The organism is Paenibacillus sp. sgz302190, assembly GCF_059820445.1.
This window is the reverse complement of sequence record NZ_JBZYAO010000003.1, coordinates 126457-152954: the sequence shown is the minus strand read 5'-3', so window position 1 is coordinate 152954 and position 26498 is coordinate 126457. Positions and strand designations below refer to the sequence as shown.

The following is a 26498-nucleotide window of genomic DNA, read 5'->3' as shown; positions in this document are numbered from 1 at the left end:
CTCCTGTTATCTTTACGGCCGGCAATCGCGGTTAGCCTTTGACGCCGCCCACGGTGAGACCTTCTATGAAAAAGCGTTGGAAAAACACGAACAAAATCAAAATCGGCACAATCGACAGCACCGCCCCGGCGATGAGCACGTCATAGTTGTCGCTGAGCGGGGATAAGAAGGTGGCGAGCCCGATGGGCAGTGTGAACTGGTCCGTCGTCCGCATGACGATGATCGGCCACAGGAAATTGTTCCAGCTCGACAACGCCTGCAAAATCGCCATCGACCCGTAAGCCGGGATCATAAGCGGAACCATGATGCGGAAAAAGATGCCGCCTTCGCTGCAGCCGTCAATCCGTCCGGCATCCATAAAATCTTTGGGCAGCCCGGTGGCGAACTGGCGGAAGAAAAAAATCGGCAGCGGCGCTACCGCGAACGGCAAAATAACGCCCCAGATTGTGTTGATCAGCTTCAGCGCGATCATTTCTTTGTAAAGCGGCAAAATAATGATTTCCACCGGCACCATCATCGTCACGAGCACGAGGGAAAAAATGAAATTTTTACCAATGAATTTATACATCGCCAAGCCGTAGCCGACCACAGACGAGAACAGCAAGCTGATCAACGTAAACAAAAAGGTGATGACCACGCTGTTTTTGTACCACACAAAATAATTTTTGGCCGAGCCTGTGCCGGCAAATATCGCCTTATAGTTTTTGAAGCTCATGAGATCGAAGTCCCATCTGACGTTCAGCCCGTACCGGAACAATTCGGTCGAAGGTTTCATGGAACCGAGAAAAAGCGCGTAAAGCGGAAAAAGCGCAAGCACGGACAAAACCGCAAACAGAATAATCAGCAACGCCGTTGAAACCGCTTGGGCGCGACCTGTTTTCATGCCCCTATTCCTCCTTCCGGAACAAGCCGAATATGACTAATTGCACGAGATTGACCAGCAGCGTGATGGCCAGCAAGGCAATGCCGATCGCCGCCCCGAAGCCGAGATTAAAATATTGGAACCCTTGCTGATAGATGTAGCCGACGATCGTCAGCCCGATGTTTTGCGGCGAAGGTTTGCCCGCCCAGAGCATGTAGCTCTCCGTAAACATCGCGAATCCGCCGTAGATGCTGATCGTCAGCACGTAGATCGTGATCGGCTTCAACATAGGCACCGTAATGCGGAAAAACTTGCTGAGCGTCCCTGCGCCGTCCATTTCCGCCGATTCGTACAAATCTTTCGGAATGCCTTGAAGCGCCGACAAGTAATACAAAATGTTAATACCGATCCAGCGCCACGACGCCAGCACGACCATCGCCACCATGGCCAGATTCGAAGTCAGCAGCCACTTCTGGCTCGGCAGCCCGAACAGATGCATGACCGAATTCATGAAGGAGCCGTCCAGCTCGCCGAAAATAAGGCGAAAAATAACGCCGGCCACGACGACCGAGGTCAGCGCCGGTATAAATAACGCCGAACGGAAAAAATTGCGGGCCGGCAGCAGCTTGGCGTTGAGAAATACCGCCAGCACCATCGGCACGGGAATCAAAATCAGCAGCGTCCAAAACGTATAGCGCGCGTTGTTATAAATCGCTTTGAAGAAATCGGGATTCCACAGTTTGACGTAATTGTCCAAGCCAATGAATTTCTCTTCGCCCGGAATCATTTGCTGAAAGCTCATGATGACCGAGCTGACGATCGGATAAGCAAAGAAAAGCAGAAATGACACGATAAACGGCATGACGAACAAATACGGAGCCAGAGATAACGATCTCCTTGTTACGGCCCTTTGTCCGGCGATTCGCGCCGGCATTCGTTCGGTTGCTTGCTGGCCCAGAATACGCATACTCATCCTCCTCCGCCGAAAAGAACAGTTCACCGGCACAGCCATGTTCATGACCGTGCCAGCGACCTATTTTCGCAAAGCTTTATTTTTTTCGCAATTCGTCGCCGACTGCTTTGAGCACTTGAGCCGGATCTTTTTTATCGAGGAAAATTTGCGGCATCGCTTTATTGCGGATCGCATCGAATACGATCGGCTCGTTATCCGTAATGTTGACGGGAGCGATTTCGTCTTTCACTTTGAGCAGCGTATCGAAAATGTCGTTGCCGAAGTAGTCGGTGAATTTGTTGGACTCTTTCATCGCCGGATCTGTCCAGGCTTCCGTTACGATCGGATCGAAGCCGAGCTGCTTCCAGATCTGGATGCCGCTGTCTTTGGTCAGCTTGGCGTAAGTCAAAAACTTTTTGGCCAGCTCGACATGCTTGGACTGATCGGTAATCGATGTGGCCGTTCCGCCCATTCCCGCAGAGCGGTTGCCGCCCTCCGTCCAGGCAGGCATCGGACGAACGATCATTTTGCCTTTCAGATCCGGCATTTTGTCGGTGAATCTGCCCATGAACCAGAACGGCATGAATACGGAAGCGGCGCCGCCTTTGTTCATAAAGCCGAAGTATTCCTCGGTATCGTGACCGGCGCCCGGCGCTACGGCCGCTACCTTTTCGTTCACGAGCTTCTGGAAAAATTGCATCGTTTTAATATTGATGTCGTTGTCGATCGTCACATTGCCCTGCGCATCGACCTGGTCCGATTTCTGCTGCGAAATGGCCGGCCACCAGGACCAGTTGCCGTTGCCTTCGAACGTGATGATCGGCTTGCCCGTCTTGGCCAGCACCTGTTTGCCCGCTTCTTCCAAATCGCTCCACAGCTTGATGTTGTCCGGATTGACGCCCGCTTTATCGAGAATTTCCTTGTTGTAGTAAATGACCGTTGCGCCTACGTGGTAATCGACGCCGTAATATTTGCCGTTTTTGCTGTAAATATCGACGCGCGATTTGACGATCTTCGGAAGCATCGGCGTGACGATGTCGTCGAGCGGAACGAGATTGGACTGCCCGCGCACAAAGTTCGGGAATTTGCTTTGCTCGATGTCCGCCAAATCCGGCGCGCCGGTTTTGGTTTGCAGCGCGATCAGCAGCTTGGAGTGCATATCGTCGTAAGGAATCGTCGTCGCCTCGAGCTCGATCGGTTCGTCGGGATGCGTCTGGTTCCAGCTTTTCGCCATGCTTTCCCAATATTTCTGATGCAGATCGACGAATGTCCAAAACGTTAATTTGGTCGGCGCCGCAGCCCCTTTCTTGCCTCCTTCGGGCTTGGCGGATTCCTGGGTGCCGCTTCCGGCCGCCGCGCTTGGCGATGATTTTGCTTCCGGGGTGCTTGAACATGCGCTCAACACGCTGGAGATAGCCAAGCTTAGCGCCATCGTCGTAAACAAAGTTTTCTTCATTTCTTTCATCCCCTAATTTTTCATTTTTTCAATCTATGCTCAACCCTTGTCGGATTCAAGCTGAAAATGGCGGCGGATCGTTCTTCGTTGTTAAACGTTTAAATTAAGCCTCATGCGACTGCGGCGCGGCTGCAGGCGGCGCTACCGAATCCCGTTCCACGAGCCGGCAAGCGAGCATTTTCCCGAGCATACTCCGGTCAGGGCCGATCATGCGGGTAATCTCCTCCATCGCGTAATAACCGATTTCATGCAGCGGCAAATCCATCGTCGTCAAGCGCGGCGTCAAAAACTCGCAAAACTCGCGGTTGTCGATGCCCATGACGGACAACTGCCCGGGAACGGCGACGCCGAGCTCGGCGGCAGCCTGCAGAACGCCGGCGGCCATCACGTCATTCATCGCCAAAATCGCCGTTGGCGGACGCGCCGCATTCAGCAGCTCCACCGCCAGCAAGTAACCGGAACTCTTCTCCCAATCGCCGATCTTGATCAGTTCCGGGTCAAAAGGGAGCTCCCACTCCGTGACGGATCTGTAATATCCCTGCAGCCGCAGGCGGGAGGGCATCGAATCGATGCCGCCGCTAATGAGCGCGATGCGGCGGTGCCCCTGCTTGACCAAAAACGTCATCGCATCGAAAGCCGCCTGCTCGTCGTTGTATTGAACGGACGCATGCGTCTGCGCGTAGCCGTATGTAAACACAAGCGGTCTGTCGCCGGTATCGATCAAACCCGTCAAATCCCTCGTATGGATGCTGATGTAGATAACGCCTTCCACCTGCTTGCTCAGCAGCTCGGATACGGCCTCCTCCGCGTATTTGCGGTAAATATCGACATCGGTAAAATTTTTGCCGATCCTTTTGTCAAGCCGCAGATTCGTCAGCAGAACATGCATGTCGTGGCGGTCCGCATAGTCGTGAATGCCGTCGATAATTTCCGGCACATTAAACACCGTTACGTCCTCGGCGATGACGCCGATCGTGTTCGTCCTTCTGCGCTTTAAGCTTTTGGCGATATCGTTGGGTTTGTAATTCAACTGCTGAATAACTTCAAGAACGCGCTCTCTCGTTTTTGAGCGAACGTTGCGGGTGCCGTTGATCACGTAAGAAACCGTCGCCGTGGATACATTGGCCTGTGCCGCAATATCTTTCATGCTGATTCTGGACAATGATCCTGCCCCCTCAAGTTAAACGATTAAACTTTTTTGTAAGCGCTACAAGTTCATCATACTGAAATCGGGCCTGTTTGACGACCCAAAACTTCAACCACTTTTTTAAAAATTCCAACCTTTGCGCCGATTTTATGGAAGCGCTTTATTTAATTGCTACAAATTGTCTCCTCGCCACTCCGCAGATGGGGCAGCAAGGAGTCTGTCTGATGCACTTATGTAGACGGCATGTTTTTGCAAAATGACTCAAAATGACTGCGAACCGCCCCGCAGCGCGAGGTGCTGCGCTGCATGTCGGCGGTCGGTCGACCACACGCGGACACATTCTGCCCAGCCGCACGAAGAAAACCTGCAAAAATACATGAATTTGCATCCCTGATCGCCGAAATGGACCATTATTGCAGAAAAAACCTGCACTTTCGCAGGTTTTTCCCCTATTAAGCTGCTTCCTGCCTAGTTGCGCAGTTCCGCGACCTACGCCGGGAGAGGCCAGCGCCCAGAAAAAGCGGCTGGCCCCCAAATTAAGGCCCTCTTGTTCCCCTAGCCCTCCGCACAGCTCCAAGTGCGCGGTGTTGCGCTGCATGATGGCGGTCGGTCGACCACACTTTCTCGGGCAGCTTGATTTATGCAGCTTTAGCGGTAAAGATGCAGCCATCATTCATTGCGTATGCACAAAAGCAACTCCGCCCGCCAGACTCCAAGGAGAACATTTTAAAAATTTGAACTGCTTTCTCTGCCCGCGATGCACGCTCGCTCCCGGGTTCGCCGCCCCGCCTTTTACTTCCGCACACGGCAGAGTGATTCTGAACAGGGGGGAATATCGCGGGTCCGCCTCCAGCTCGATAGTGCCGTGATGAAGCCGATAATTTTTTTGCAAATCGCAAGACCTATCCCTGTACTATCCTTCACCGGACTGTCGCTGTGCACAAATTGTTCGAAAACTAGCTCTTTGATCGGCTCCTGAACACCGATGCCGCTATTCCCGAGCCGCAGCACAGCCTGCCCGTCCTTGCTTTCGCAAGACGCATACAACACGGTTCCCGCCGGATTATACTTGAGCGAATTGCCGATCAAATTGGCAATGACGCGGTTCATACGCACTTTGTCCAGTTTGACAAATAGCCGCGAACATGCATCTTTTTGCTCGTTGATGTGCTCGTGCTGACAGCATTCCTGCAATTCTGCAAATTGTCGATAAAGTGAGGGGGTAGAGGAATCAGAGGGCGGCGCAACTGCTCTTCAACCATTCTTCAGCCGCTCCCCTCCAACTCACACCTCTCCCGCAAAGGTTGTGGTGATAAAGCGGGAGGCACGAGACGGCCTGCAAAGGGAAAACCTGCCAAAGTGCAGGTTTTTTTCGCAAAAACAGTTCATTTTGGTGAAAAGCCTGCGATTGTGCAGGAATTTTCGATGAAATTGAATCTAAACCCATGTTCGCGCTGAAAAGCCTGCACAATTGCAGGAATATTCCGTGGCCAGCGTCTCACCCGAGCAAAAGCCTGCACTTTCGCAGGCTTTCTTCGCGCACCAGGGCAAATGATGCGACCGCCTCTGGCGAGCGGAAGGTTCCTAGGGGTGACGTCTATGGCGTCATGGGGGTTTCGCAGGCTTTTCCCGCCGGCTGCGCCGGCACAACAAAAAAGCCGTCAGGGAAGTCACCCTGACAGCAGCGCATCAGCCATTATTGGCGAGGAGGAAATTAATGATCGCCAAGTCGGGAATTTTGTACCCTTCCGGGACGGCCTCTTTGATTTTGTTCCAAACGTATTCATTCACCCATATATGCGGGGTTGGCGTCATATCATAAAAAAAGGAGATATACATGTCGCTAGGAACCATGCGGTTTCGCCTCCTTCGTTACGTTTCCGTATATTTTCATAATTCTGCCCATCATGGCGTCTACAGACCAATAGTTCGAAGCCCATATTTGCGCAGTCATGCCTAAATGCTTTCGAAAGTCGTCGTTTTCAAGGAGAAGCCTCAGCTGTTCAAATAAAACCTCGATTTGGCCGGACGGAAAAACAAGCCCTGTTTGTCCGTGCAGCACCATTTCCGGCAGTCCGGCAGCGTCGGACACGACTACAGGCTTTCCGACCGCTTGGGCCTCGATAACGGAAAAAGGCTGGTTATCCTGAATGCTCGGCATAACGAAAATATCCGCCTGTTTCAGCAAATACGGCACATCATGGCGATATCCCAAAAACAAAACGTCGTGCTCTATGCCAAAATGAATGCACTGCTGCTTCAATTGCGCCGCCATCTCGCCTTCTCCGGCAATCCAGCATACCCAGTCATCCCGCACCTGCTTGAGCCGGGCCAGAGCCGACAACAGATGATGAATGCCCTTGACTAAAGTAAGACGCGCCGTGCAAAGAATCGCTTTTTTGCCTGGCGGCGGGGAAAGCGGAGCGTCATAAGTATCCACTTTTTGCAGAAACGCCGGGATATCTATGCCTGTCGGGCACACGGTTATTTTTTGTTCGGGAATAGCGAGCGTGTTGACATATATGTTTTTAAGCCAGTGATTCGACGTAATGATCATATCGCCCGACATCGGGCCTTCCCTTTCAAGAGCCAAATAATATTGTCCAACCTGCGTTTTTCGAAAATTTTCTTCCGTTAAAGCAGGATTGGCCGTTTGTGAAACGAGAAACAATTCTCGTGAAACGGCTCCATGAATATTGGCGATCAGCGGAATATGCGGCGGCTTGACCCGGCCGATCGCCCGGGCGGAAATAATATCCTGAGCATGGATGAGATCATACTTGTCCAGTCCGAAATACGCTGCTGCAAGTTCCATGCCAAGGCGGTCCGCTTCGGCACTCAAAATTTGCTGATTCGCAAAATAGTACGCAAACATAGGCTGCTTCAGCTTTTCATGCAGCAAGGGGAGAAACTCCTGCTTCGATATCACTGCGTGATGATTGAGATGAAACCCTGTAGCGTCAGGAGTGCTGCCCAATATATCGACTTCATGCCCCATGGATTCCAACTGTTTTTGCAGCTGCTGCATGAAGGTCCAAACGCCGCCTAAATGAGGAATGATCCAATATGTGGCAAGCAATATTTTCAAGCATGTCCCTCCTTTTTGATCAAACTTTCATAAATCGATACCACTCGTTTCATCGCACTGTCTATAGACCAGTTATCCGCGGCCCACTTTTGCGCATTATGGCCCAACCGGTGTCGATAGGAGTCATTTTCCAAAAGGAGTTTTACATGCTGAAATAATATGTCGCTTTGACCCGTAGGAAAAACCAGCCCCGTATGCCCGTGATCCACCATCTCCGGCAAGCCGCCGGAATCGGACACGACCACCGCTTTGCCGGCCGCTTGGGCTTCTATGACGGAAAAAGGATGATTATCCTGAATGCTCGGCAGTACAAAAATATCCGCCTGCTTGAGCAAATACGGCACATCTTGGCGTTGGCCTAAAAACGCAACATGCTGTTCGATCCCAAGCGCTGCGCTTTGCTGCAGCAGTTCGTTTTTCATATCGCCGTCGCCGGCAATCCAGCATACCCAATCATCCCGTTCCTGCTTCAGCAGCGCAAGAGCCGGCAAGAGGTGGTGAATGCCTTTGATTAAAGTCAACCGGGCCGTGCAGAGGATGATCTTTTTGCCGGGAAGAGGTGTCAATACGGAATCATACATATCGGCTTTTTGCAAAAAGGAAGCGATGTCCATCCCGTTATTTGAAATGATGATGTTATCCTGGGAAATGCCGTGCTCCCGAACGATCGTTGTTTTCATCCATTGATTCGAAACGATCACCTTGCCGGCCGCCTGGATGCCGCTTCGTTCCAAAATCAAATAGTACCGGCCTATGAACGATTCTTTAAACTCATCTTCAGTCAAGTGAATGTTTTCGCTTTTCATTTGCAGGTACACTTCTTTCGGAATCGTTCCGTGGATACTGGCCAGCAGAGGAATATGCGAAGGCTTTACCCGGCTGATCGCCAAAGCCGCAATAGCATCATGGGCATGGATGATATCGTATTCGTTCAATCCGAAATAAGCGGCGGCAAGTTCCATACAATAGCGGCTGACTTCGGCGTACATAACCCGGGGATCCCGCAAGCGGGCGAACATCGCCTGATTTTTTGCATATAAGAGAGGGGTTAATTCTTGGATGGAGAGCGCCAGATTTCGGTTGATAAAATGGTATGCGGAGCCGTCCGGCGAATAGCCCATAATATCTGCTTCGTGCCCTCTTGATGTCAATTCTTTTTGCATCTGCAGCATATGAGCCGATACGCCGCCTACGTCCGGAATCCCCCATTTGGTCGTTAGAAGTATGCGCAATAGTTATCCCTCCTTCATGCAGCTATGACACGCGATTAACAAAAATATGCCGACTAGCCCATATTCCGAAGCAAATGCGTTTATATGGATTTATTTCTACTACATCTACAATGTATGAAAAAAAAGTATATGAGACTGTGCCATCTCCCTGAGCGAGTTACCTATTTTGCATGCAGGCGGCTGATAAATAAAAAAATCTACCTTCCGCTCCAAAAGCTTACCGATATCCTTTTTCTATCGCGTATTTCAATTCGACGTCCTGTCCGTCCATTACGCTTTCTTTGAACGTTTCTTCGTTCAGGGGAATTTTGATGTCGGGGACTGCGCCCCCTACCCCTGTCGCGTCAGCATCGCCTTGAATGACCCCGTCTTGATTAAGCGACCTTCCATCAGGGAATTCGATCACGTATCCTTCCGGCATCTTTATTTCTATGGGGCGGCTCATCAGTCCGAAAGAACCGGCCGTAGATGTAAACCCTACGATCTTAACGCGGGGCAAACCTTTTAAAACCAGCGGAATCCCTTCTCCCGAACTTCCGGTTCTGCTGTTGACCAATATGGCTACGTTTCCGTTGTAATACGGCTCCATAGGCTTGACTTTGACAACTTCATTGCGGTTCAGCTCAAATTTTCCCGTGTATCTATTGTAATAACTGACATATTCATAGTGCTTCTCCTCGTTGACAAAAAAGCCGGCCAAATTGGCGGCAAGCTGATCATCTCCGCCCGGATTGTTCCGAAGGTCGATAATCAGGCCTTTAATGCCCTTCTCCTGAAACAGTTTCAATGTATCAGCCAAGCTTTTTTCAGGTGAACCGACGTTTGAATTGGGAAGAAAATGCTTGATTTTCACATAGCCATATCCATTGTCGAGAATTTTGCCTTCGATGGGCGAGCCGTCCAAATCTGCTTGTGTGAGTTTTACTTTTGTCTTCTTTAAAGTCTCGAATTGATCGTCATAAGCGGTCAGGCTCGTTTTGACGGAGCCCGCTTCTCCCCAATTTCGAAACACCACTTGTATTTCCTTGCCGATTGGAGCCCGGACCATGAACCGCCCTTGATTGAACTTCTTCACTTCATCCGTTGCCATGCCGGTCTCGCTCCAGACAGTCCGGTCAAAAGCTTCTTTCCCGGATTTTCCGTCCCAGACGATAATTTCCGCCCCCAGCTTGATGCCGCTTTTGAAAGCCGGGCTGCCTTCCAGAACAAGGCTGACAAGCACCTTGCCGTCATCCAGTTGAACGGTGCTTAGGCCAAAGCCGCCGCCCACCTCGTCTTTAAACACTTTGTTGCCGTCATATACGTTGTCGTTCACAATTTTGATATGCCCATCCCGCATAGAAAACAAATACTCTCGCAAAGTTTTGTAGTACAAGTCAATGTTTTTGTCTTTCTCGGCCTGTTTGAATATAGGTTCGTACTTGTCTTTTCGCTCATTCCAATCGATTTGCTTCCATGTTCCGAACGGATATTCCCGCGACAATCTCTCGTTCATTGCCAGAAATGCTGCGGAGTAGCTCATCCCGCTGAAATCGCCGGGCGGGTTGTAACGCAATACACCTGCGTACATAATCGCGAATACAAGGAGTACAGCCCCGCATGTGCAGCCTGCGAGCCTGAACAACCGAAACAACTTCTTCTTCGGAGCGGCCCAAGGCCGGCCTGACCGAAACAGTCTCCTGAGCGTGCACAAAAAAAGGATCAACACCAGCGAGTAAAGGACCAGAGCCAGCAGCGTAGCGTCTCCTGACAGCAGGCTAGCAATGGATACCAGCATGCCCAAACTCGGAAAATAATCCATCCATTTGTAGTATTTCTTAAAAGGTACTGCGTGCATCGTCAAAACGAATAGCGCAATGGCGCACAAAACCAGTTCATATACCGTCAGCCATTTCATCGAATCCATCGTGCCGATCATGCTCATTTCCAATCTCCTCCCATTCACTTTCTCCTAATGTTTCATGCATTACATTCGGAAGAGTAGTGGAGAAATATGAACGGAGCGTGAACGGATCTATGAGTTGTCAGGCGGAGCGGCAGGCAGTTGAACGATCACTGTCGTGCCTTGTCCTGCCTTGCTTTCTATATGAATGCTTCCTTGGTGAAGATCAACAATTTTTTTAGCGATGGCGAGCCCAAGACCGCTGCCCTCGCTGCGGTTCCGGGACCGGTCCGTCTTGTAAAACCGCTCGAAAACACGGCCTAACTGCTCCGGCGCAATCCCGATTCCGGAATCGGCTATCGTCACGGAATATCCGTTCATGCGGGAGTTTATCCGAATATGAATACGCCCGCCTTCGGGCGTAAATTTGATGCTGTTGCCAAGCAAATTTATCCACACTTGATTAAGCTGATCGCGATCAGCCGTTATTTTGACGGCCCTGAGCAGGTCCAGATCAATGCGAATGCTTTTTCCCGACCATAAAGGTTCGCAGCTCACGACTACTTGCCTGATTTGCTCGTCGAGATGAAATGTGTCTTGCTCCAAAGGATAGTGATTCGATTCAAGAGAAGCGAGCTTGAGCAAATTGTCGCTGAGCCTGGATAGTCTCCCGCACTCCGCCAAAATAATATCCAAATACTGCACGCGCTCGCCTTCGGCAATCAGATCGGTGTCCATTAGCGCTTTTGCAAACCCGGATATGGACGTTAACGGGGATTGAATTTCGTGCGATACATTCGAGACAAAATCTTGCCGCATCTGCTCCAACTGCCTGAGGCCAATCGTCATCTCGTTAAAGCTCTGCGCCAGTTCTCCCAATTCGTCCTTGCGCCGGGTTCCCAGCTCCACCTCGAAATCCCCCTTCGCAAGCCGTCTGGTCGCTTTGGTCAAATGTTTGATCGGCTTCACGACATACATCGCGGCAATGAGAATGCAGACGCTTCCCGTCACTAGGACGAACAATAAAATAGTCAGAAACAAGCGAATGATAGTTGCTTCGTTTTTGGAAGAAGGTTTCAGAAATAGTGCTTGACGCTCACCGTTGATCGGAAACGGCAGCCCGACGAATGTCTCATGATCTTCGGAGGTCGATCGGTAAATCCCTCCTTCCCGGACTTGTTGAACGGACTGCCGGGAAATCGCAAAATCGTCCGTGTCAGGACTATATTTAAATGATTTTACATCGCCGGAACCGGTGTATAGTTGTACAGAATAGGAGGTAAGCGCCACCATACTTTCCAGGAACCGATCCAAATTTTCCGGACTCGTCTGTTCGTAGACCCGAATGATCTCCTTGCCGGCAGCTATCAAATCGTTCTGTCCGATAGCATTTATTTTTTTCTCGAAAAGGGCAAGCCCGGCAAGAACGGATACGAGCAAGCCTACTGTCATTGCGGCCACAAACGTGAGCACGATGCGGACGTATAAAGATCTCGTCATTTATTCACCTCAAGCCGGTATCCGAGGCTGCGGACCGTTTCAATGCGGAAATGATTCGCATCGCCGGCAAAACGTTCCCTTATTCTTTTGATGTGAACATCGATGGTCCGGTCATCACCTTCATAATCCATCCCCCAAATTTGTACGATGAGCTGTTCTCTTGTAAAAATTTGCCCCGGATGGCTAGCCAGCTTAAACAGCAGCTCGAACTCTTTGAACGGAATAACCAGTTCTTCGTCACCGCGAAAAACTTTGAAAGCCAGCCGGTTCAACTCAATCTCGCCTAGCCGGATGATCTGGGAGGCAGCAATACGGTACCGTTTCAACAGTGCTCTGACTCTCATCACAAGCTCGAGTGGATCGAAAGGTTTGGTTACATAATCGTCCGTCCCCAACTGAAAGCCTTTCACTTTCTGTCCCGATTCACCTTTCGCCGTTACCATCAGAAGCGGAATGTCCGGATACTGGCTGCGGATCTCCCTGCACAGCTCCCACCCGTCCATATGGGGCATCATAATGTCGAGGATAACGACATCGACTGCCGAGTTTTCCATAACGGTAAGCGCCTCGACACCGTCAGCCGCCTCGACAATTTCAAACCCTTCGTTCTTCAAATACAGCGCCATGAGCTTGCGAATATGCGCATCGTCATCTGCGACAAGTATTTTGGCCATCTTACTGCGCCCCTTTGAATTCGTATATCGCCGACAGATCCCGGCGATTTCTATCTTATTCGACGAACAAGGGTTAGGACTCCTTTCCAAAAAGCAATAGTAATGCCACCCATTATTTCCGCCTCATGCTGCGGATCCATGCTTTTGTATCCTGGTCCACCCGGAAGGATTCGGTAATTTTTTGCAGCGATTTGTTGAAGGTGAAATCGTCCAGCGAATTGTTCGCCAAATACGCCATGGTTGGCTCGGGGAACTTCACATAGCAAATTGATACCGCCCAGGCAACCGCCATTTTGACGTAGTATCCTTCATGCCTGATGCCGTCCAATATGTGCAATACCCGATCCACGTAGTTTGCTTCCACGTAAAAATCAAGCAGCATGACTACGCCGAAACGTATTTCATACTCTTGGTCGGACGACAGGTAGGGCTGCAAAAAGTTCCACACCGGCTCCATATTCGCTTTGGTAAATTTTAATCCTGTGCAAAAGCTGTCGCATACCGACCAATTATCGATTTTGGGCACAAAATCGGCGATATGGCGCAGTATTTCCGGCACGTCTGCTTGTGCATATCCGATGACCATGCCCTGCAGCATGACTTCTTCAAAATATTCGCTTTCGGCATGTGCAAGATAAGCGCGCCAATCGCCCTTGGCGATCGACTTGGCCAGCTTGCGCAGCTCCGGCAGCCGTACGCCCAACACATTGTTGATATTCGGGATCAGCGCTGCGGAAAATTTTTGATAGCCCTCGTCCGCCAGCTCCAGCAATTGCGCTTTCAACGTTTTTTCCACCTATACTGCTCCTTACGCTTGATGTTTGCCGCATTACTCAAATGAAATAGCCCACAAATAAATGGACGCGACCGAGCCCAGCGGTGAATATGTGCGGCAGTATTGGTCAAACTGCTTTTTCGTAATCGTGCTGAGGCCGTACAATTTCATCATCCCGCGGCGTATGGCGATATCGCCCCAACTGACGACATCCGGGCGCTCCATGGAATTGATCAGCATCATTTCCGCCGTCCACTTGCCGATTCCTTGAATCGTCGTCAGCTTTTCGATGACTTCCGCATCGGACAAATCGTACAGCTCATCCAGTTGAAACAACAAGCCTTGGTCGACCATTTCCGCGATATGCCGGATGCAAACCGCCTTTTTCATCGTCATCCCGCATTTTTGAATATCGTCGGCAGACTGCCTGGCCAAATTGGACGGAGAAATGTCCCCGAACTGAACCTGCATGCGCTCCCAAATCGTTTGCGCGGACTTGGCCGAAATCAGCTGGCCGACAATGGCATGAATGAGCGCCGCAAACAGATCGGGAATGATAACGCGCTCCACCTTTCCCATCCGTGCCATCGCGGCCCCGAGCGTCTCGTCCACGCTTTTCAGATAATCGATCTCTTCCTGGCCATAGTCAAAAAACTTTGTTCGAACGGTTTGCAAGCGTTTTCCTCCACTACATATTCAATGCATTAACAATAGTATACTTGAACAGACTCGAAAAGTAAGAAAAATCGAATATAATCGCAAGATAGCAAAATGAAGCGCAGCGCACAAAACCTCCGGCTCATCGCGCGAAACGATGAAACACGGAGGTTCTGCCTGCTGCGGTCCGGGGAACGGTCAGCCCTTTGTCGCCCCGGCGGCGCAACAAGCACGGGGACGATCGAAATGGCCGTTCCGGCGAACACCATATCCCACCGGGACGCGTATTCGCCGACGAAGCCGAAAATTTCCACGATCATCGTCTTCGGCTTTTCCGAAGGCGGATTACGCCGGTTTCACCCACTGCTCGGCACGAGCAGAACAAGGAGCAAGAGCCGCTACGCTTGGACGATGTTTACAATCGGATCTCTTTGGCCTAAAATGGCTAGTAATCCAACCGTTCAGGATGGAATACTCTTCAAAGCAAAAAAATAGATAGGGAGATGAATCACATTGCCTTATATCAACCTGCAAATTACAAAAGGCGCCACCCGCGACCAGAAAGCGCAGATTGTGAAAGAATTTACCGATACGCTCGTCCGCGTGCTCGGCAAAAAACCTGAACATACGCATATCGTCATTCAAGAAATTGAGGATGAAAACTGGGGCTTTGCCGGCGTGCTTACCGATGATTTCAAAAAGCGGTAACTTGCTGTGCAACTCTCGGAGAGGAGCCGGAAGCATCGGTTAACGGCTGCTCGTTCTCAGATGCCAGTCGCCGGCAAATGCACGTAGAAAACTTGCGAAAATCAGAAACCAGAGGGGGCACAGCCGCTCTTCCCCAACCCGCCCCTCTACTGTTGGGGTGCTGAAGGGAGGGCAAGACCGCTTGACAGGGAGAAAAACCTGCGAAAGTGCAGGCTTTTTCCATGAAAGCAGCTCGTTTTGGCGAAAAGCCTGCGATTGTGCAGGAATTTTCGGTGAAAATGGCGCTGAGCGCAGGTTCACGGCGAAAAGCCTGCACAATTGCAGGAATTTCCCGTGAGCAGCGCATCCAGCGAGCAAAAACTGCACTTTTGCAGGTTTTCTGCACGCAGTCGACCGACCGCCGGCAGGCTGCGAAACTCGCGCGCCGGGGGCTGCGCGGTGCGATCAGCGGCTCTGGCGCGTGGGAGGCTTTCACGCTGCCAAGCCGCTTTGCAGGCCGCAGCGCCTCCCCGGCCCCTTCCCGGCTGCTCCTCCCGGAACAACGAAAAAGAAGCATCCAGACCCTCTGTCTGCGATGCTTCTTTGGCTTCCCGTTTTATGCGGGAACGGCCTTTTTCCTTACGAATCGTCTGTCCGCCAAATAAACGACGATCAGAGACAACAAGCCGACACCGATCGGTATGCCGAACGCTTCGTACGAAAATGGCGCTCCCTCAAGCTTAAGGTGGCTTGTGGCGCGGTACTCAAGCCGCTTGGCGGCGAATTTCGCCGTCCGGACATCTTCCTGCTTCGCCAAGTCTTCAAACGCAGGCTCCATCGCGAACCGCTGCGGCGCATCGCTGTGCAGATAAAGCTGCTCGGCTTTGCCGCCGTGCTCGTTCCAGCTTCGGATATCGTCCGCAGCGCGCGTCTTAACGTCAGCCCCGACAAAAATCATTTTGTCGAGCTTCGGAGCATCCGCTATTTGATAGCGGGCGACCAGATTCAGACCGTGCCGGGTTACTACCGGCTCGCGTTTGCTTGATATCGTCAATGTCGTCGTCGTGCCGGAAGCCCCATACGTGTCAAAAGCCGAGGACAACGCCAGCTCGTCGGCACCGTCATACAGCAGAACCCCGTTCTTTTTCTTGCTCCACTGAAACGCGTTGTTCATAACATAGACGATATCGCTCAATCCGACCGTGAAAGGCTCCATTTGCGGATGCTGAACAAAATCGTAGGAAGGATAATTCATTGCCTTCGCCACTTTTGCCGCCGCCGGCTCTCCCATTTGCTTGGATATGACGTACAGCGTGGCATCGGTTCCCGAAGTCAGACCTGCCGAAGAGACTATGTTGCCGTCAGGCACGTAACGCTGATCCCTTTTCCAAGTCACCTCGGGATATGTTTTTTCCAATCTGGCGATTTCTCCCCAATGCGTTGCCGCAGACTTCCCGTTCAGCAGGCCGGTATCCGCCAAATTTTCCGCCCCGTTGCAGATCGATAGCAAGGTCGTTTCCTTGCCTGAGTGCTTCCTGATCCAATCGCGGACAGGCTTGTATTTCGCCTCATCCATAATCGGCATGAATGGGATCACGATCACATCCGGACCTTTGCCCGTCAGTTTGTCCAACTCGTCGAAAGTGTAATGCGGTACAACATCAACACCGCCGGTCAACGATTTGATGTTTTTGTCGGGAGCCGCCGCAAACACATTGTACGAGTCCGTCATGGAGAACATTTCGTATGGAACGAGAAAATCGAACACCTCGGTCACTTCATTCGCCAAAATAACGGCTACGGTCGGCTTTTTCGAATCATAGGCTGGAGCCTGGATGCTTTGTAAAGAAGCAGGAACCGGCTTATCGTAAACCGACATCGCCTCCTGCATCGTGCTCATGGAACCGATCGCCCCCATTCCTCCCACAACCAAAACAAAAACACACACATACACGATGAAACGCCATACTTTTTTCAATTACTTTCTCTCCCTTGGTTTTTTCTAGTTGCTTATTAATTACTATTTACCTCCTTAATTCAAGTGTATAGGGAGAAGACCAATTAATAAACTGACCCGAAGACTGTATTTTTCCCGGACTAAGGTCTAGCATTCTATCCGACGGAGTTACTTTTGTGCATGCCAAATGAATAATGACTGCATCTACTGCGGCCAAATGCTTCTTTTATTATCATAACTGACCGGCCCTTTTCTGAATATGACTCGATCGGGCTATTCTCGCAGCGCCGGCGAAGCATGGACTGTCATTCCGAGATCGCTTCGAGCTGCTTCGTGCCTAAACATATTTCCTTAATGTTCATCAGAAGTTGCTTCCTTTCTTGTTCTATATTTGCTTTTTACCCAGGCGGTAACGAAAAGAATCGTCGTTAATCCTCCCTCAATCGCCAAACTGCATACCGGAAACCAATTGTTAAAGTACAGAAAAGAAAACGAGGAATTGCTGCTAAAAGGAATCAGCGGGCTAGCCACAAAAAAAATGGCAAAACCAAGCACCCAGCTGCGGTGCGTTCGAGTTCCGAACAATTGAGCGGCCCCTTCCGACAAAACGTAATACAGCGTCGAAAACGTAATAAAGGTTCCGGAAATATATATCAGCATCAACAAAATATCAAAACGCTCCAAAAAAGCCAAATGGATCACCCGGGTATACACGTAAGTCGGAAAATCCACATGGGTTGCCATGTAAGACCCAAGTACCGCTATGGAATACAGCAGCATAAGCGTCATAATGAACGAACCGAGAATAACCGCAGAAGCTTTCATGCGAAATGTCTGCTCCGGGGTCGCGAGATGCGGCATTAATAGGCCCATCATTATACATATGCCAAACCAGCTCCCCGGGTAAACGGCCCCCTTCACAGCCGGTCCGAGTCCATTTTCGAATTGGGGCAGCAAATTATGCAGATCCATCTCGGGAATAGAGAGCAGGAACAGAGCGACCGTAACGAGCAAAATGAGGATCGCGATAATTTGCGCCATTCTTGCGATCGATTCCAAGCCGCAATAAGCAGCCAGTCCCGCGGCCAGCGTCATCGTCGCCGAGAAGATGATTCCCGGCGTATCCGACATAAAGGAGGATGACAAAAATTTACAAAATAACCACATGGCCGATGCGATCACTACGAAAAAGAACAGGACAAAAATGAAACCGATCAGCCACCCAATCCTTCCAAGTATAGTGCCGCTGTACTGGATAAGCGATTGATCGGGGTATCTCCGTCCCAACCAAAAAAGAATGTAGGCAACATAAATATCAATTAACGTTCCTATGACCATCGATAGCCATACATCTTGTTTCGCAAGCGCAATAAGCTGTGTGGGGAGAGAAAAATAGGTGAGCGAAGTAATCGAAACAAAGATGATAAAGAAAAACTGGCCGCCCGACAATTGGATTCGTTGCACACAGATTCACTTCCTTAGCACATCTTTTTTCATGCCGGACTTGATAATGCTGACCGATACGCTTACCTGCACATCCAGATTGGCAAGCTGCGTGTTCCAGTCGTTCTGCATCTTGTTCCACTGCCGCGGATATTTCCGATGAAGCGCTTCGCCGAACCCGATGATATCGCTGTTAAAAGCTCGATTTACTTTGCTTATGGTTTGCTCGAAGGACCGCTTCATTTGTTCCGATAGTTCCGTCTCAAGCATCGCGTAGGTCCGGATATCCGCCAAATTTATTTTTTTCTCCGACATTTTGAGATCGGCATCGGCTTTAACACGAATGCGCATCGCCAGCTTGTCGGCGGAGAGAACTGGAGTAACCTGAACCCGAATCCGGTTTAGATCGAAAGCGACGATTTTGGCCTCCCCGTCGGGCAGCTTGATTTCGAACATGCCGTCCCTTATCTTGCTTTGCAGCCAGGAAACGATCAGCGATTCGTCATCCATCAGCCACCCTGCAAGCTTGTCTCCCTTGAATACAGCCGTTTTGCCGATCATCATCGTCGACTGTCCGTCAGGGTCCGGCGCCACCGATATACCTGCCGATGTCGCCTGGTAGCCCACTTGCTCCAGACGGGGCAGGAATCTGTACATCTCCATCGCCGAAGAAGATGCCCGATTCCGCCGTTTGAAATATCTGCCCCACTCGTCAGCCGGAACGTCCTCCAATTCCTTCGATGTTTGCAGCGTATGACGGGCGGTTTGTTTGGAGATCAGCACCCAACTGCTCATATTTTGATGGCTGTCGCGCCAAAACAAATCCATATAATCCTCGATCCCCCGTCTGGCCAGCTTCTCGCCGATCAGCACGATTCTCGTCTGGGCCATAAACACGTTTTTTTTCGCTTCTTTGCGAATTTGATCCAGCGCCTCGTAAATCGTATCCCCGACAGCCGAATACATGGCAAACGGCCGCCGCTGCTCGGTTCCCCCCGCCGCCACAGGCAGCTTAGGGTTGACCAATTGGACGGTGACTTCAACCTGGTCGTTCGGAGCCGCATCCAAGCCGATCGCGGAAACAACAGTGATCTGATCGAAATTGTTCTGGCTCCAGCAGCCGCTGACAAGCAGCGGCAGACAGACAAGTGCGGCTATTTTTATAAAGTCTGCGAACGTCGTCCGTTTTTTCACTTGCGATCCCGCCAATCATCGATGTCCTCTCCATTTTGACCAAAATGCCCATCGTGGAACCCTTGTTACGGCTTTCACAGCCTCATCCCGCGAATAAGGCGCAAGCGGCGCCAAATACGACATCCCGAAAGAACGCATAGTTGTCAAATGGATGCCAAGCAAGAGCAAGCCGATAAAAACGCCGTACAACCCAAGCAGCGAAGCGCAAATTAGCATAAAAAAACGCAGCAATCGAACGGCCCCGGACAGTTCGGTCGACGGAATAGTAAAGGACGCAATGGCGGTTCCCGCGACGACAATGATGGTCGGTGAAGATATGATTCCCGCTTTTACCGCCGAATCGCCGATCACGAGCGCCCCGACAATGCTGATTGCGCTGCCGATGGCGCGTGGCATGCGAACACCCGCCTCACGCAATCCCTCGAAGGTTAATTCCATCAGCAGCGCTTCGACCAACAGGGGAAACGGCACGCCTTCGCGCGAAGACAGGATGCTGCTCAATAGCTGCGGTGGAACTATTTCGGGATGAAACATAAGCACCCCGACATAAACCGACGGAAACAGCAAGGTAATGAAAAATCCGATAAAGCGAAGCCAGCGTATGAAGGTCGACACTGCATAGGATTGGTAATAATCCTCTGAAAATTTCATCAAATGGAAAAAAGTACAGGGCACAAGCAGCACAAACGGAGTGCCGTCTACGATGATCGCCACCCGGCCGTCGAGAATCCCCCCTGCCACGTCATCCGGGCGTTCTGTGCTGAAGACGGTCGGAAAAAACGAGACCGGACTATCTCTGATCATTTCTTCAATATATTGCGACTCCAGCACGGCATCGATGTCGATCTGTCTCAATCGCTCGCGCACTTCGCCAACCATCGTATCCGGCGCCCGATCCTGCAAAAAAACCATGGCAATCGAGGTATGCGTGGCCGTTCCGATCATCAATGACTCGACGCGCAGCTTCTTGTTCCTGATGCGCCTGCGAATGAGCGAAATGTTCACTTCAAGCGATTCCACAAACCCATCCCGCGGGCCGCGCACAACGACCGTGGATGCCGGCTCTTCGATGCTTCTTGTTTCGTACCCTTGCGTTCCTACTGCAACAGCGCCCGAGAAACCGTCGGCAATCACGATCGTCTGCCCTGAGAGCAGCAGCGAAACTGCCTCACCCAGCGATGCAGTGTACGACACGACTGCCGAAATAATAGAGCTATTGAGCCATTCGTAAAGCTCTTCCGCAGTCTCGAACACGCCGGCCTCCTGCGTCTGGTGGAGCAGTGGGGCCATCACGTTTTCGTTCAGCAATTGCGAGTCCGTCATTCCGCTTATCCAAATCACGGCGGCAGAGACTTCATTGCTCCCGATTATGCATTCCCGTACGGATAGATCGGAGCTGTAGCCCATTTCTTTGCGGAAAAATTCGATTTTCTCTTGAAGCTGCCTGTCGTACATATCCTGCTGCACCTGGGGTCCCTCCCCGATAATCCGTATTCTTCCTATTATTCTCGAAAGCCATGCCAATATACGACAAAAAATTTAAAATGGGCCAGCGTTCTTCCGCTCTTCCTACCGGAACAACAAAAAAATGTTGACATCAAATTAGTTAGGTACCATACTATACCCATGGACAACGAAAATAAATTTCCCTCAATCAACGACGCCATTCCTTCGCTTCTGCAATCCAAACGCCAGATTGAGCGCTACAACCTTGACGTTGACGCGCAAGCCGTGCTCGTCGCGGCCAGGCTGATGGCCGCCGGAGCCAAGCTTGGACACGCGTCGGAAATTCATTTCTCCAGATTCGGTTTATCGACCGGGCGGTATCGTTTATTAGCCGACCTGGAAGATAACGGGGGCGAAGAGCTGCCCTCGCAATTGGCGGAGCATCTGGGCGTGACGCGGGCTACTGTCACCGGTCTTATCGACATTCTTGACCGGGATGGTCTGGTCTCCCGCCGGAGCAGTTCAGAGGACGGACGTCAGAGATCGGTCGTGTTAACGGAACAAGGTGCGAAAAAGCTGCGTGATATGGCTCCGGAGCATTTTGCATGGCTGGAAGCCATGGTCGGCTTGCTCAGCATTGAGGAACGAAGCGTCTTTCTCGAACTGCTTGACCGAGTGACGCAAGGTATCTCAGCGTTGGCGGACATATCAAGCGAAGGAAAAGAAACAAGCAAGAAACGGGTGTGACGGGCTGGAAAAACCGGCCCGTTTTATCCCTCATATAGTTAGGCTCCTAATTATATGGGATAGATGCTGCTAACTATTGGAGGGACATGGATGAGCAAAAGGATCATTGCGGACAAAACACAGCTCGCTTGCGTGACCAAGACAGTGGGTTCCGGTTCGATGCCGTTTGTGCTGTGGCGTGAAGTTATTACTTCTTATGCTTCCCCTGCCATCATGGCAGGCATTGGTGGCATGGTTATCGGCGACCGGGATCTTCTCATCGCGGCGATGACTACAATCGGTGGAGCATCAGCCTTGATCGCCTGCATGATTGGTCTCTGGCTGCAGATCCGGGGGATCCGCAACCAATGGGTTGGCGGCGCAAATCCTTTGGTGGTGACGGGATTTTTCACAGGAATCGGGGTCGCGCTGGGCCTTATCCTCGCGTGGGTAACAACCGAGTTACTGGCAATGACGCTGCCGTTCGATCAATTGGCCTGGTTCGGCCGGGTGTGGGGCGATTTCGCTTTGTCCGGGGCGATCGCAAGCACGATCGTAACATGGCGATGGCGTCTCATTTTGAACAAAAGAAATTCATTCCAAGGAGAAGATTGATGATGATTGTTATTATTGGAGCAACAGGAACAATTGGCAGCGAGGTTTTAAAACGGTTGGCGGACTTGGGCATGCCCGCCCGCGCACTGAGCAGAGAGCCTGAAAAATTGCTTGCCCGGCATGGCACAATAAACCGAACAACGCTTGAAATCGCATCTGCCGACGCTTCCGATCCCGAATCACTGCGCCGCGCATTTGCCGGAGCCAACCAACTTTTCCTCGCCATGTCCAACAGTCCAAAGCAGGTTGAGCTGGAAACAGCGGTCATCCGCGCCGCCGTTCAAGCCGGAATTGAACATATCGTCAAAATATCCAGTCCGGCCTTCGATCCTAAATCTCCGGTGACAGTCGCCAAATGGCATCAAGAAGCCGAACACTTCCTGTTTAAATCCGGCATCGCTTGTACCGCCTTGCGCCCATATGCGTTTATGCAAAACTTGCTGCGCCATGCGCCATCCATCGCCGCTCAACACGTATTTTACGGCTCCATGGGCGATACTTCCTGCAATTTTATCGATTGCCGGGATATCGCGGAAGTTGCCGTTCAAACATTGATCCGCCCCGAGCTGGCCGGCCAGATGTACACATTGACAGGTTCCGAGCTTTTCAGCTACCCGCAGATTGCAGCTAAACTTTCCGTCCTGCTGGGACGAACCGTCCGTTATATCAATATGGATCCCGAAGCGCTGCGACGCGATCTCATCCAGTACGGACACATGCCACCTTGGCTTGCGGATCATGTCGTGGAAATTCAGACGATGTCCATAGCCATCCCGGAAAAGCCTACGGACACGGTAGCCCGTTTGCTCGGCAAAGCCCCCCGCACCTTGGATGAGTTTCTGCGTGAGCATGCAGAACGATTTCAATAGCGGAATCACGAGCATTCGATAAAAAAAACGGAGCCCGCATATCCGCGTGGCTCCGTTTTTGTTGTTGCGCGCAAGAGACAGATTGGCAGCAGTTCCTGCGCGCCCGCTTCCAAGCCTCTCGGTTGCGGACAGGCTTTTATGAAGCAGTGCCTGTAACCGTCGTACCGCTCTTCGTAATTGTATATTGGACGATTTGTCCGCTCCAAAAGTGAAGCGTCAGTTTTATCGTTCCGTCATTCGTTTCAGCGAAGAAGTTCGGCGTAAGCGTAATATTGTTATTCGTATAATTGGGGGCGAATGCGTAAGCAAACTGCTTATACGAAGTCCAGTTTTGCGGACCGGCGTTGCCTCCGGTGGCGTATACGGCCTCCATGGTGGCAAGAAGGTCGCCGTTGAAGGACGCCGGAATCGCAAAGCTGCCGGTCGTGCCCGAAACGGCGCTCAGAGTCGGCGCGCTATGGTAGCGCACATGGATTTTCCAGGCCGGGCCCGAATTAAATTGGGCCGACAATACCGCTTTCTCGCCGAAAGCGCCGGAAGCGTACTTGGAGAGATAGCTTGCTTTGACGGTCAACACGCTGCCGTTTATCGTGTAGTCTTTGCCGGCTTTTAATGTAGTGCTGCCGTTCTTAAGTGAGACGAAGCTATTGCCGTTCAAATTTAGATTGAGCGCAGCGTCCTGGGCGGTCGCACCGTTCTTCAAGAAAATCAGATCGGTATCCGCGGCGGACGAACGTCCCGTCCAACTTTGCTTGATTACATTGTATAGGTCCGGATCGCTCCACGTGTATGCGGTGCGCTTAAAATGCTGGCCGTTATCCCAGAGCATATGGGTGACGTTCTTCGTTCTCGCATATTGCAGCAGGTAATCAAAAAACTTCAGCATCTCGCCGTGCTCGACCGCATCCAGGCTGCTGTCAAAGCCGAGCAACCCGTATTCCCCGAGGATAACCGGAATCCCCTTTGCCACAAACGTATTATAGGCGGCGTCAATCGATGTCTGGATATCGTTGATCGAAGTGGAATCAAATTTCGTATAGCCCGCAATGTTCACGCTGAACGGCCAAAACCCGTAATAATGGATGGTGGTAATTAAATTGGGGTCGTTCAGATTGACGATCGTGCTGTGCAGAGCATCCAAATACTGCTGTCCGGCATTTGTCGACAACGTAGGAAGAACAAGCGGACGAACGGCATTCCCGCCACCGGTACCTCTGACAACTTGGAAGAAGGCCGTATTCAGCTCATTGAGCAGCGTAATTTGCGTCGACGTATCCACATCGAACTTCGGTTCGTTGATGCTCTCGAACATCAGTTTATTGGAATGATTTTTAAAATTGTTGGCGATTTGAGTCCAAATAGCCTTATATTCGGCCAGCACTTGGTCATGATTCGCCCCCATCGTATTGACCCATTGCCACGAGTCGTGGTGCATGTTGATCATGACGTACAAACCCGATTCCAGCGACCAGTCGACAATTTGCTGAACCCGGCTTATCCACGCCGGATCGACCGTATAAGTCGGAGCCGGACCTGTGTGCTGCTTCCAGGTTACCGGAATCCGGATGCTTTTGAAGCCTTGGGCAGCAATCTTTTGAATAAACGCTTTGGTTACGACCGGGTTGCCCCAAGACGTTTCGTCAGCGCCTGTCGCGTCGAACGAATTGCCTAAATTCCACCCTGGCTGCATTGCACTGACATAGGTCTGAATGTTCGTTGGTGCGGCACTGGCCGAAGCGGTGAATGAAAAGAGACCAAACAACAAGAAAAAGGCCATCATCGCTGATAAAAATGATTTTTTTGTGTACATGACATACTCTCCTTTGCTTATAAAATGTGAACAGCCGCTTTCCGAACCATCCCTCCTTCGCCGGTCAAGTTCAACGCCACTATTATGATAGCGCTTACAAAAAATTTTACCAGTACTTGTTTTGTAAAAATACCCCAATAATTAACTATTTTCTCATTTAAAAATTGATTATTTTAATTGATTTCCAGTGTTTTGTGTGTTATGTTCGTAATTATTAAAGATCTTTAATAAGTTTGATGGCACGACTAATCGTACAAAGGAGTTTCACATGGAAAAGCTGCTTAGTGTCCGGCAAATTCAATTATGGCGTATTGCGATTTATTTTATTTTTGCTCTGCCCGGCTTTGCAATTGCATCCTGGGTATCGCGCACACCCGCTATACGGGATACATTGGGCGCCGCAACGGATGAGATGGGTTGGATTATTTTCGGATTGGCCGTAGGTTCCATTATCGGGCTGCTCTGCGCCAGTCACCTCATTGCAAGCAGGGGCGGGCGTTTTGTCATGGTGGCCGGATTAATCGTTACAACAATAGGGCTCCTAATCGTAGGAGCAGGCGCTTCGTGGCTGCCGTATGGGATCGTTGTGTTCATCGGGCTGGCTGTTTTTGGTTTTGGGAACGGCATCTGTGACGTAGCCATGAATGTAGAAGGAACGGCGGTGGAGCGTGCCGCCAAAAAGACGCTTTTGACGGGCTTTCATGCAGCTTTCAGCGTAGGCAACCTGATCGGCGCAATCGCCGGATCGGCTGCGGCCAGGGCCAATATCCCGGTGCTTGTTCATTTGGTGCTTGCGGCGATCATCGTATTGCTGTCAATTATTTATATATATCGATTCGTTCCTTCCGGAACGGGCCAGGATCGCACGGGCGATGCGGACAAACCGCCGATGACCGCGATGGATCGCTTGGCCGTATGGAAAGAGCCGCGGACAATTCTGATCGGCATTATTGTTTTGGGAATGGCTTTTGCCGAAGGATCCGCAAACGATTGGCTGCCTTTGATCATGGTGGACGGCTATCAGGTTACGCCGGCAACGGGATCGTTCGTATACGGCCTATTTGTAGCCGCGATGACGATCAGCCGCGCAGCAGGCGGCATACTGCTGGACAAGTTCGGCAGAGTCGCCATATTAAGGGCTTCCGCGGTGTCTGCCGTTGCCGGTTTGCTCATTGTCATATTCAGTCCGACTTATATGATCGCTTCGATTGGCGTCGTATTGTGGGGATTCGGCGCCGCATTCGGATTTCCTGTGGGCCTGTCTGCCGCAGGCGACGATCCCCGCGGGGTTGCTGCCAGAGTAGGGGCGGTCTCGACGGCCGGTTATCTTGCTTTCCTCGTAGGACCGCCTCTTTTGGGCGTGATCGGCAAATCCGTCGGATTGCTGCAGGCGTTGATCGTCGTGCTTGTCGGCGTAACCGTCGCAGGATTATTGTCCCAAGCCGCGAAGCCCATAGGCGAGCGAGAACAAGACAGGAACATAACGTCTTCGGAAAAGCATTCTGCGGAACTATAAGCAAAGGCTA

The 26498-nt window shown here is 51.1% G+C and carries 24 protein-coding genes; 6 read left to right on the top strand and 18 right to left on the bottom strand.

Going from position 1 to position 26498, the window contains the following annotated elements; translation table 11 throughout:
- Positions 1-31: 31 nt before the first annotated feature.
- The 13 genes from AC6RNO_RS05825 to AC6RNO_RS05765 form a co-directional block, all read right to left on the bottom strand.
- Positions 32-883, bottom strand: coding sequence for an ABC transporter permease subunit (locus AC6RNO_RS05825; protein ID WP_497104919.1), 852 nt, complete (start codon positions 881-883; stop codon positions 32-34).
- A gap of 4 nt (positions 884-887) precedes the next feature.
- Positions 888-1835, bottom strand: a complete 948-nt coding sequence (locus tag AC6RNO_RS05820; protein WP_497104918.1) for an ABC transporter permease subunit — start codon at positions 1833-1835, stop codon at positions 888-890.
- Positions 1836-1911: 76 nt separating this feature from the next.
- Complete coding sequence (locus AC6RNO_RS05815; protein WP_488438228.1) at positions 1912-3270, bottom strand: ABC transporter substrate-binding protein; 1359 nt, start codon at positions 3268-3270, stop codon at positions 1912-1914.
- 103 nt (positions 3271-3373) lie between these two features.
- Complete coding sequence (locus tag AC6RNO_RS05810) at positions 3374-4432, bottom strand: substrate-binding domain-containing protein (RefSeq protein ID WP_497104917.1); 1059 nt, start codon at positions 4430-4432, stop codon at positions 3374-3376.
- Positions 4433-5209: 777 nt separating this feature from the next.
- Positions 5210-5527, bottom strand: coding sequence for an ATP-binding protein (locus AC6RNO_RS05805; protein ID WP_497104916.1), 318 nt, complete (start codon positions 5525-5527; stop codon positions 5210-5212).
- Between the two features lie 579 nt (positions 5528-6106).
- Positions 6107-6271 carry a hypothetical protein gene (locus tag AC6RNO_RS05800; RefSeq protein ID WP_474679182.1) on the bottom strand — a complete coding sequence of 55 codons (165 nt, stop codon included), beginning with the start codon at positions 6269-6271 and terminating at the stop codon, positions 6107-6109.
- Positions 6261-7505 (bottom strand): glycosyltransferase, encoded by a 1245-nt coding sequence (locus tag AC6RNO_RS05795; RefSeq protein ID WP_497104915.1) that lies wholly within the window; start codon positions 7503-7505, stop codon positions 6261-6263. The genes AC6RNO_RS05800 and AC6RNO_RS05795 overlap by 11 nt, the downstream gene beginning before the upstream one ends.
- Positions 7502-8737: a glycosyltransferase gene (locus AC6RNO_RS05790; protein WP_497104914.1), complete on the bottom strand. Its 1236-nt coding sequence runs from the start codon at positions 8735-8737 to the stop codon at positions 7502-7504. The genes AC6RNO_RS05795 and AC6RNO_RS05790 overlap by 4 nt, the downstream gene beginning before the upstream one ends.
- Before the next feature lie 217 nt (positions 8738-8954).
- A complete protein-coding gene (locus AC6RNO_RS05785; RefSeq protein ID WP_497104913.1) occupies positions 8955-10661 on the bottom strand; it encodes a S41 family peptidase in 1707 nt (568 codons plus the stop codon).
- A 90-nt stretch (positions 10662-10751) separates the two neighbouring features.
- A complete protein-coding gene (locus AC6RNO_RS05780) occupies positions 10752-12119 on the bottom strand; it encodes an ATP-binding protein (RefSeq protein ID WP_497104912.1) in 1368 nt (455 codons plus the stop codon).
- On the bottom strand, positions 12116-12793 hold the full coding sequence (locus AC6RNO_RS05775) for a response regulator (RefSeq protein WP_497104911.1): 678 nt from the start codon (positions 12791-12793) through the stop codon (positions 12116-12118). The genes AC6RNO_RS05780 and AC6RNO_RS05775 overlap by 4 nt, the downstream gene beginning before the upstream one ends.
- A 112-nt stretch (positions 12794-12905) precedes the next feature.
- Positions 12906-13589 (bottom strand): DNA alkylation repair protein, encoded by a 684-nt coding sequence (locus AC6RNO_RS05770; protein ID WP_497104910.1) that lies wholly within the window; start codon positions 13587-13589, stop codon positions 12906-12908.
- A 33-nt stretch (positions 13590-13622) separates the two neighbouring features.
- On the bottom strand, positions 13623-14243 hold the full coding sequence (locus AC6RNO_RS05765; RefSeq protein ID WP_497104909.1) for a DNA-3-methyladenine glycosylase family protein: 621 nt from the start codon (positions 14241-14243) through the stop codon (positions 13623-13625).
- Between the two features lie 495 nt (positions 14244-14738).
- Here AC6RNO_RS05765 and AC6RNO_RS05760 point away from each other — a divergent pair, with 495 nt between their 5' ends.
- Positions 14739-14933 carry a tautomerase family protein gene (locus AC6RNO_RS05760; protein ID WP_474679190.1) on the top strand — a complete coding sequence of 65 codons (195 nt, stop codon included), beginning with the start codon at positions 14739-14741 and terminating at the stop codon, positions 14931-14933.
- Between the two features lie 221 nt (positions 14934-15154).
- Entirely contained in the window at positions 15155-15577 is a 423-nt protein-coding gene (locus AC6RNO_RS05755) for a hypothetical protein (RefSeq protein WP_488437309.1), read from the top strand.
- Here AC6RNO_RS05755 and AC6RNO_RS05750 read toward each other — a convergent pair.
- The 4 genes from AC6RNO_RS05750 to AC6RNO_RS05735 form a co-directional block, all read right to left on the bottom strand.
- Positions 15529-16890, bottom strand: coding sequence for a DJ-1/PfpI family protein (locus AC6RNO_RS05750; protein ID WP_474679191.1), 1362 nt, complete (start codon positions 16888-16890; stop codon positions 15529-15531). The two genes, AC6RNO_RS05755 and AC6RNO_RS05750, sit on opposite strands and share 49 nt — an antisense overlap.
- A 330-nt stretch (positions 16891-17220) precedes the next feature.
- On the bottom strand, positions 17221-18333 hold the full coding sequence (locus tag AC6RNO_RS05745) for an endospore germination permease (RefSeq protein WP_497104908.1): 1113 nt from the start codon (positions 18331-18333) through the stop codon (positions 17221-17223).
- Positions 18334-18339: 6 nt separating this feature from the next.
- Complete coding sequence (locus tag AC6RNO_RS05740; protein ID WP_497104907.1) at positions 18340-19506, bottom strand: Ger(x)C family spore germination protein; 1167 nt, start codon at positions 19504-19506, stop codon at positions 18340-18342.
- Between the two features lie 15 nt (positions 19507-19521).
- Complete coding sequence (locus AC6RNO_RS05735; RefSeq protein ID WP_497104906.1) at positions 19522-20973, bottom strand: spore germination protein; 1452 nt, start codon at positions 20971-20973, stop codon at positions 19522-19524.
- Between the two features lie 159 nt (positions 20974-21132).
- Here AC6RNO_RS05735 and AC6RNO_RS05730 point away from each other — a divergent pair, with 159 nt between their 5' ends.
- The 3 genes from AC6RNO_RS05730 to AC6RNO_RS05720 all read left to right on the top strand — a co-directional run bounded on the left by AC6RNO_RS05730 (position 21133) and on the right by AC6RNO_RS05720 (position 23162).
- Positions 21133-21699 (top strand): MarR family transcriptional regulator, encoded by a 567-nt coding sequence (locus AC6RNO_RS05730; protein WP_497104905.1) that lies wholly within the window; start codon positions 21133-21135, stop codon positions 21697-21699.
- Positions 21700-21789: 90 nt separating this feature from the next.
- Positions 21790-22293 (top strand): hypothetical protein, encoded by a 504-nt coding sequence (locus tag AC6RNO_RS05725; protein ID WP_497104904.1) that lies wholly within the window; start codon positions 21790-21792, stop codon positions 22291-22293.
- A 2-nt stretch (positions 22294-22295) separates the two neighbouring features.
- Positions 22296-23162: an NmrA family NAD(P)-binding protein gene (locus tag AC6RNO_RS05720; RefSeq protein ID WP_497105016.1), complete on the top strand. Its 867-nt coding sequence runs from the start codon at positions 22296-22298 to the stop codon at positions 23160-23162.
- A 136-nt stretch (positions 23163-23298) separates the two neighbouring features.
- On the opposite strand, the gene AC6RNO_RS05715 is transcribed toward AC6RNO_RS05720, so the two are convergent.
- Positions 23299-24972, bottom strand: coding sequence for a cellulase family glycosylhydrolase (locus AC6RNO_RS05715; protein ID WP_474679197.1), 1674 nt, complete (start codon positions 24970-24972; stop codon positions 23299-23301).
- A gap of 268 nt (positions 24973-25240) precedes the next feature.
- Here AC6RNO_RS05715 and AC6RNO_RS05710 point away from each other — a divergent pair, with 268 nt between their 5' ends.
- The gene (locus AC6RNO_RS05710) at positions 25241-26488 is read left to right on the top strand and encodes an MFS transporter (protein WP_497104903.1); all 1248 of its coding nucleotides are present in this window, start codon (positions 25241-25243) and stop codon (positions 26486-26488) included.
- Positions 26489-26498: the final 10 nt, after the last annotated feature.

Bases quoted from the DNA above. Each gene is read 5' to 3' on its own strand.
- AC6RNO_RS05805 (WP_497104916.1), bottom strand. From the start codon at position 5,527: ATGAACCGCGTCATTGCCAATTTGATCGGCAATTCGCTCAAGTATAAT.
- AC6RNO_RS05825 (WP_497104919.1), bottom strand. From the start codon at position 883: ATGAAAACAGGTCGCGCCCAAGCGGTTTCAACGGCGTTGCTGATTATT.
- AC6RNO_RS05820 (WP_497104918.1), bottom strand. From the start codon at position 1,835: ATGAGTATGCGTATTCTGGGCCAGCAAGCAACCGAACGAATGCCGGCG.
- AC6RNO_RS05775 (WP_497104911.1), bottom strand. From the start codon at position 12,793: ATGGCCAAAATACTTGTCGCAGATGACGATGCGCATATTCGCAAGCTC.
- AC6RNO_RS05725 (WP_497104904.1), top strand. From the start codon at position 21,790: ATGAGCAAAAGGATCATTGCGGACAAAACACAGCTCGCTTGCGTGACC.
- AC6RNO_RS05800 (WP_474679182.1), bottom strand. From the start codon at position 6,271: ATGGTTCCTAGCGACATGTATATCTCCTTTTTTTATGATATGACGCCA.
- AC6RNO_RS05780 (WP_497104912.1), bottom strand. From the start codon at position 12,119: ATGACGAGATCTTTATACGTCCGCATCGTGCTCACGTTTGTGGCCGCA.
- AC6RNO_RS05815 (WP_488438228.1), bottom strand. From the start codon at position 3,270: ATGAAGAAAACTTTGTTTACGACGATGGCGCTAAGCTTGGCTATCTCC.
- AC6RNO_RS05710 (WP_497104903.1), top strand. From the start codon at position 25,241: ATGGAAAAGCTGCTTAGTGTCCGGCAAATTCAATTATGGCGTATTGCG.
- AC6RNO_RS05720 (WP_497105016.1), top strand. From the start codon at position 22,296: ATGATTGTTATTATTGGAGCAACAGGAACAATTGGCAGCGAGGTTTTA.
- AC6RNO_RS05730 (WP_497104905.1), top strand. From the start codon at position 21,133: ATGGACAACGAAAATAAATTTCCCTCAATCAACGACGCCATTCCTTCG.
- AC6RNO_RS05785 (WP_497104913.1), bottom strand. From the start codon at position 10,661: ATGAGCATGATCGGCACGATGGATTCGATGAAATGGCTGACGGTATAT.
- AC6RNO_RS05715 (WP_474679197.1), bottom strand. From the start codon at position 24,972: ATGTACACAAAAAAATCATTTTTATCAGCGATGATGGCCTTTTTCTTG.
- AC6RNO_RS05755 (WP_488437309.1), top strand. From the start codon at position 15,155: ATGAAAGCAGCTCGTTTTGGCGAAAAGCCTGCGATTGTGCAGGAATTT.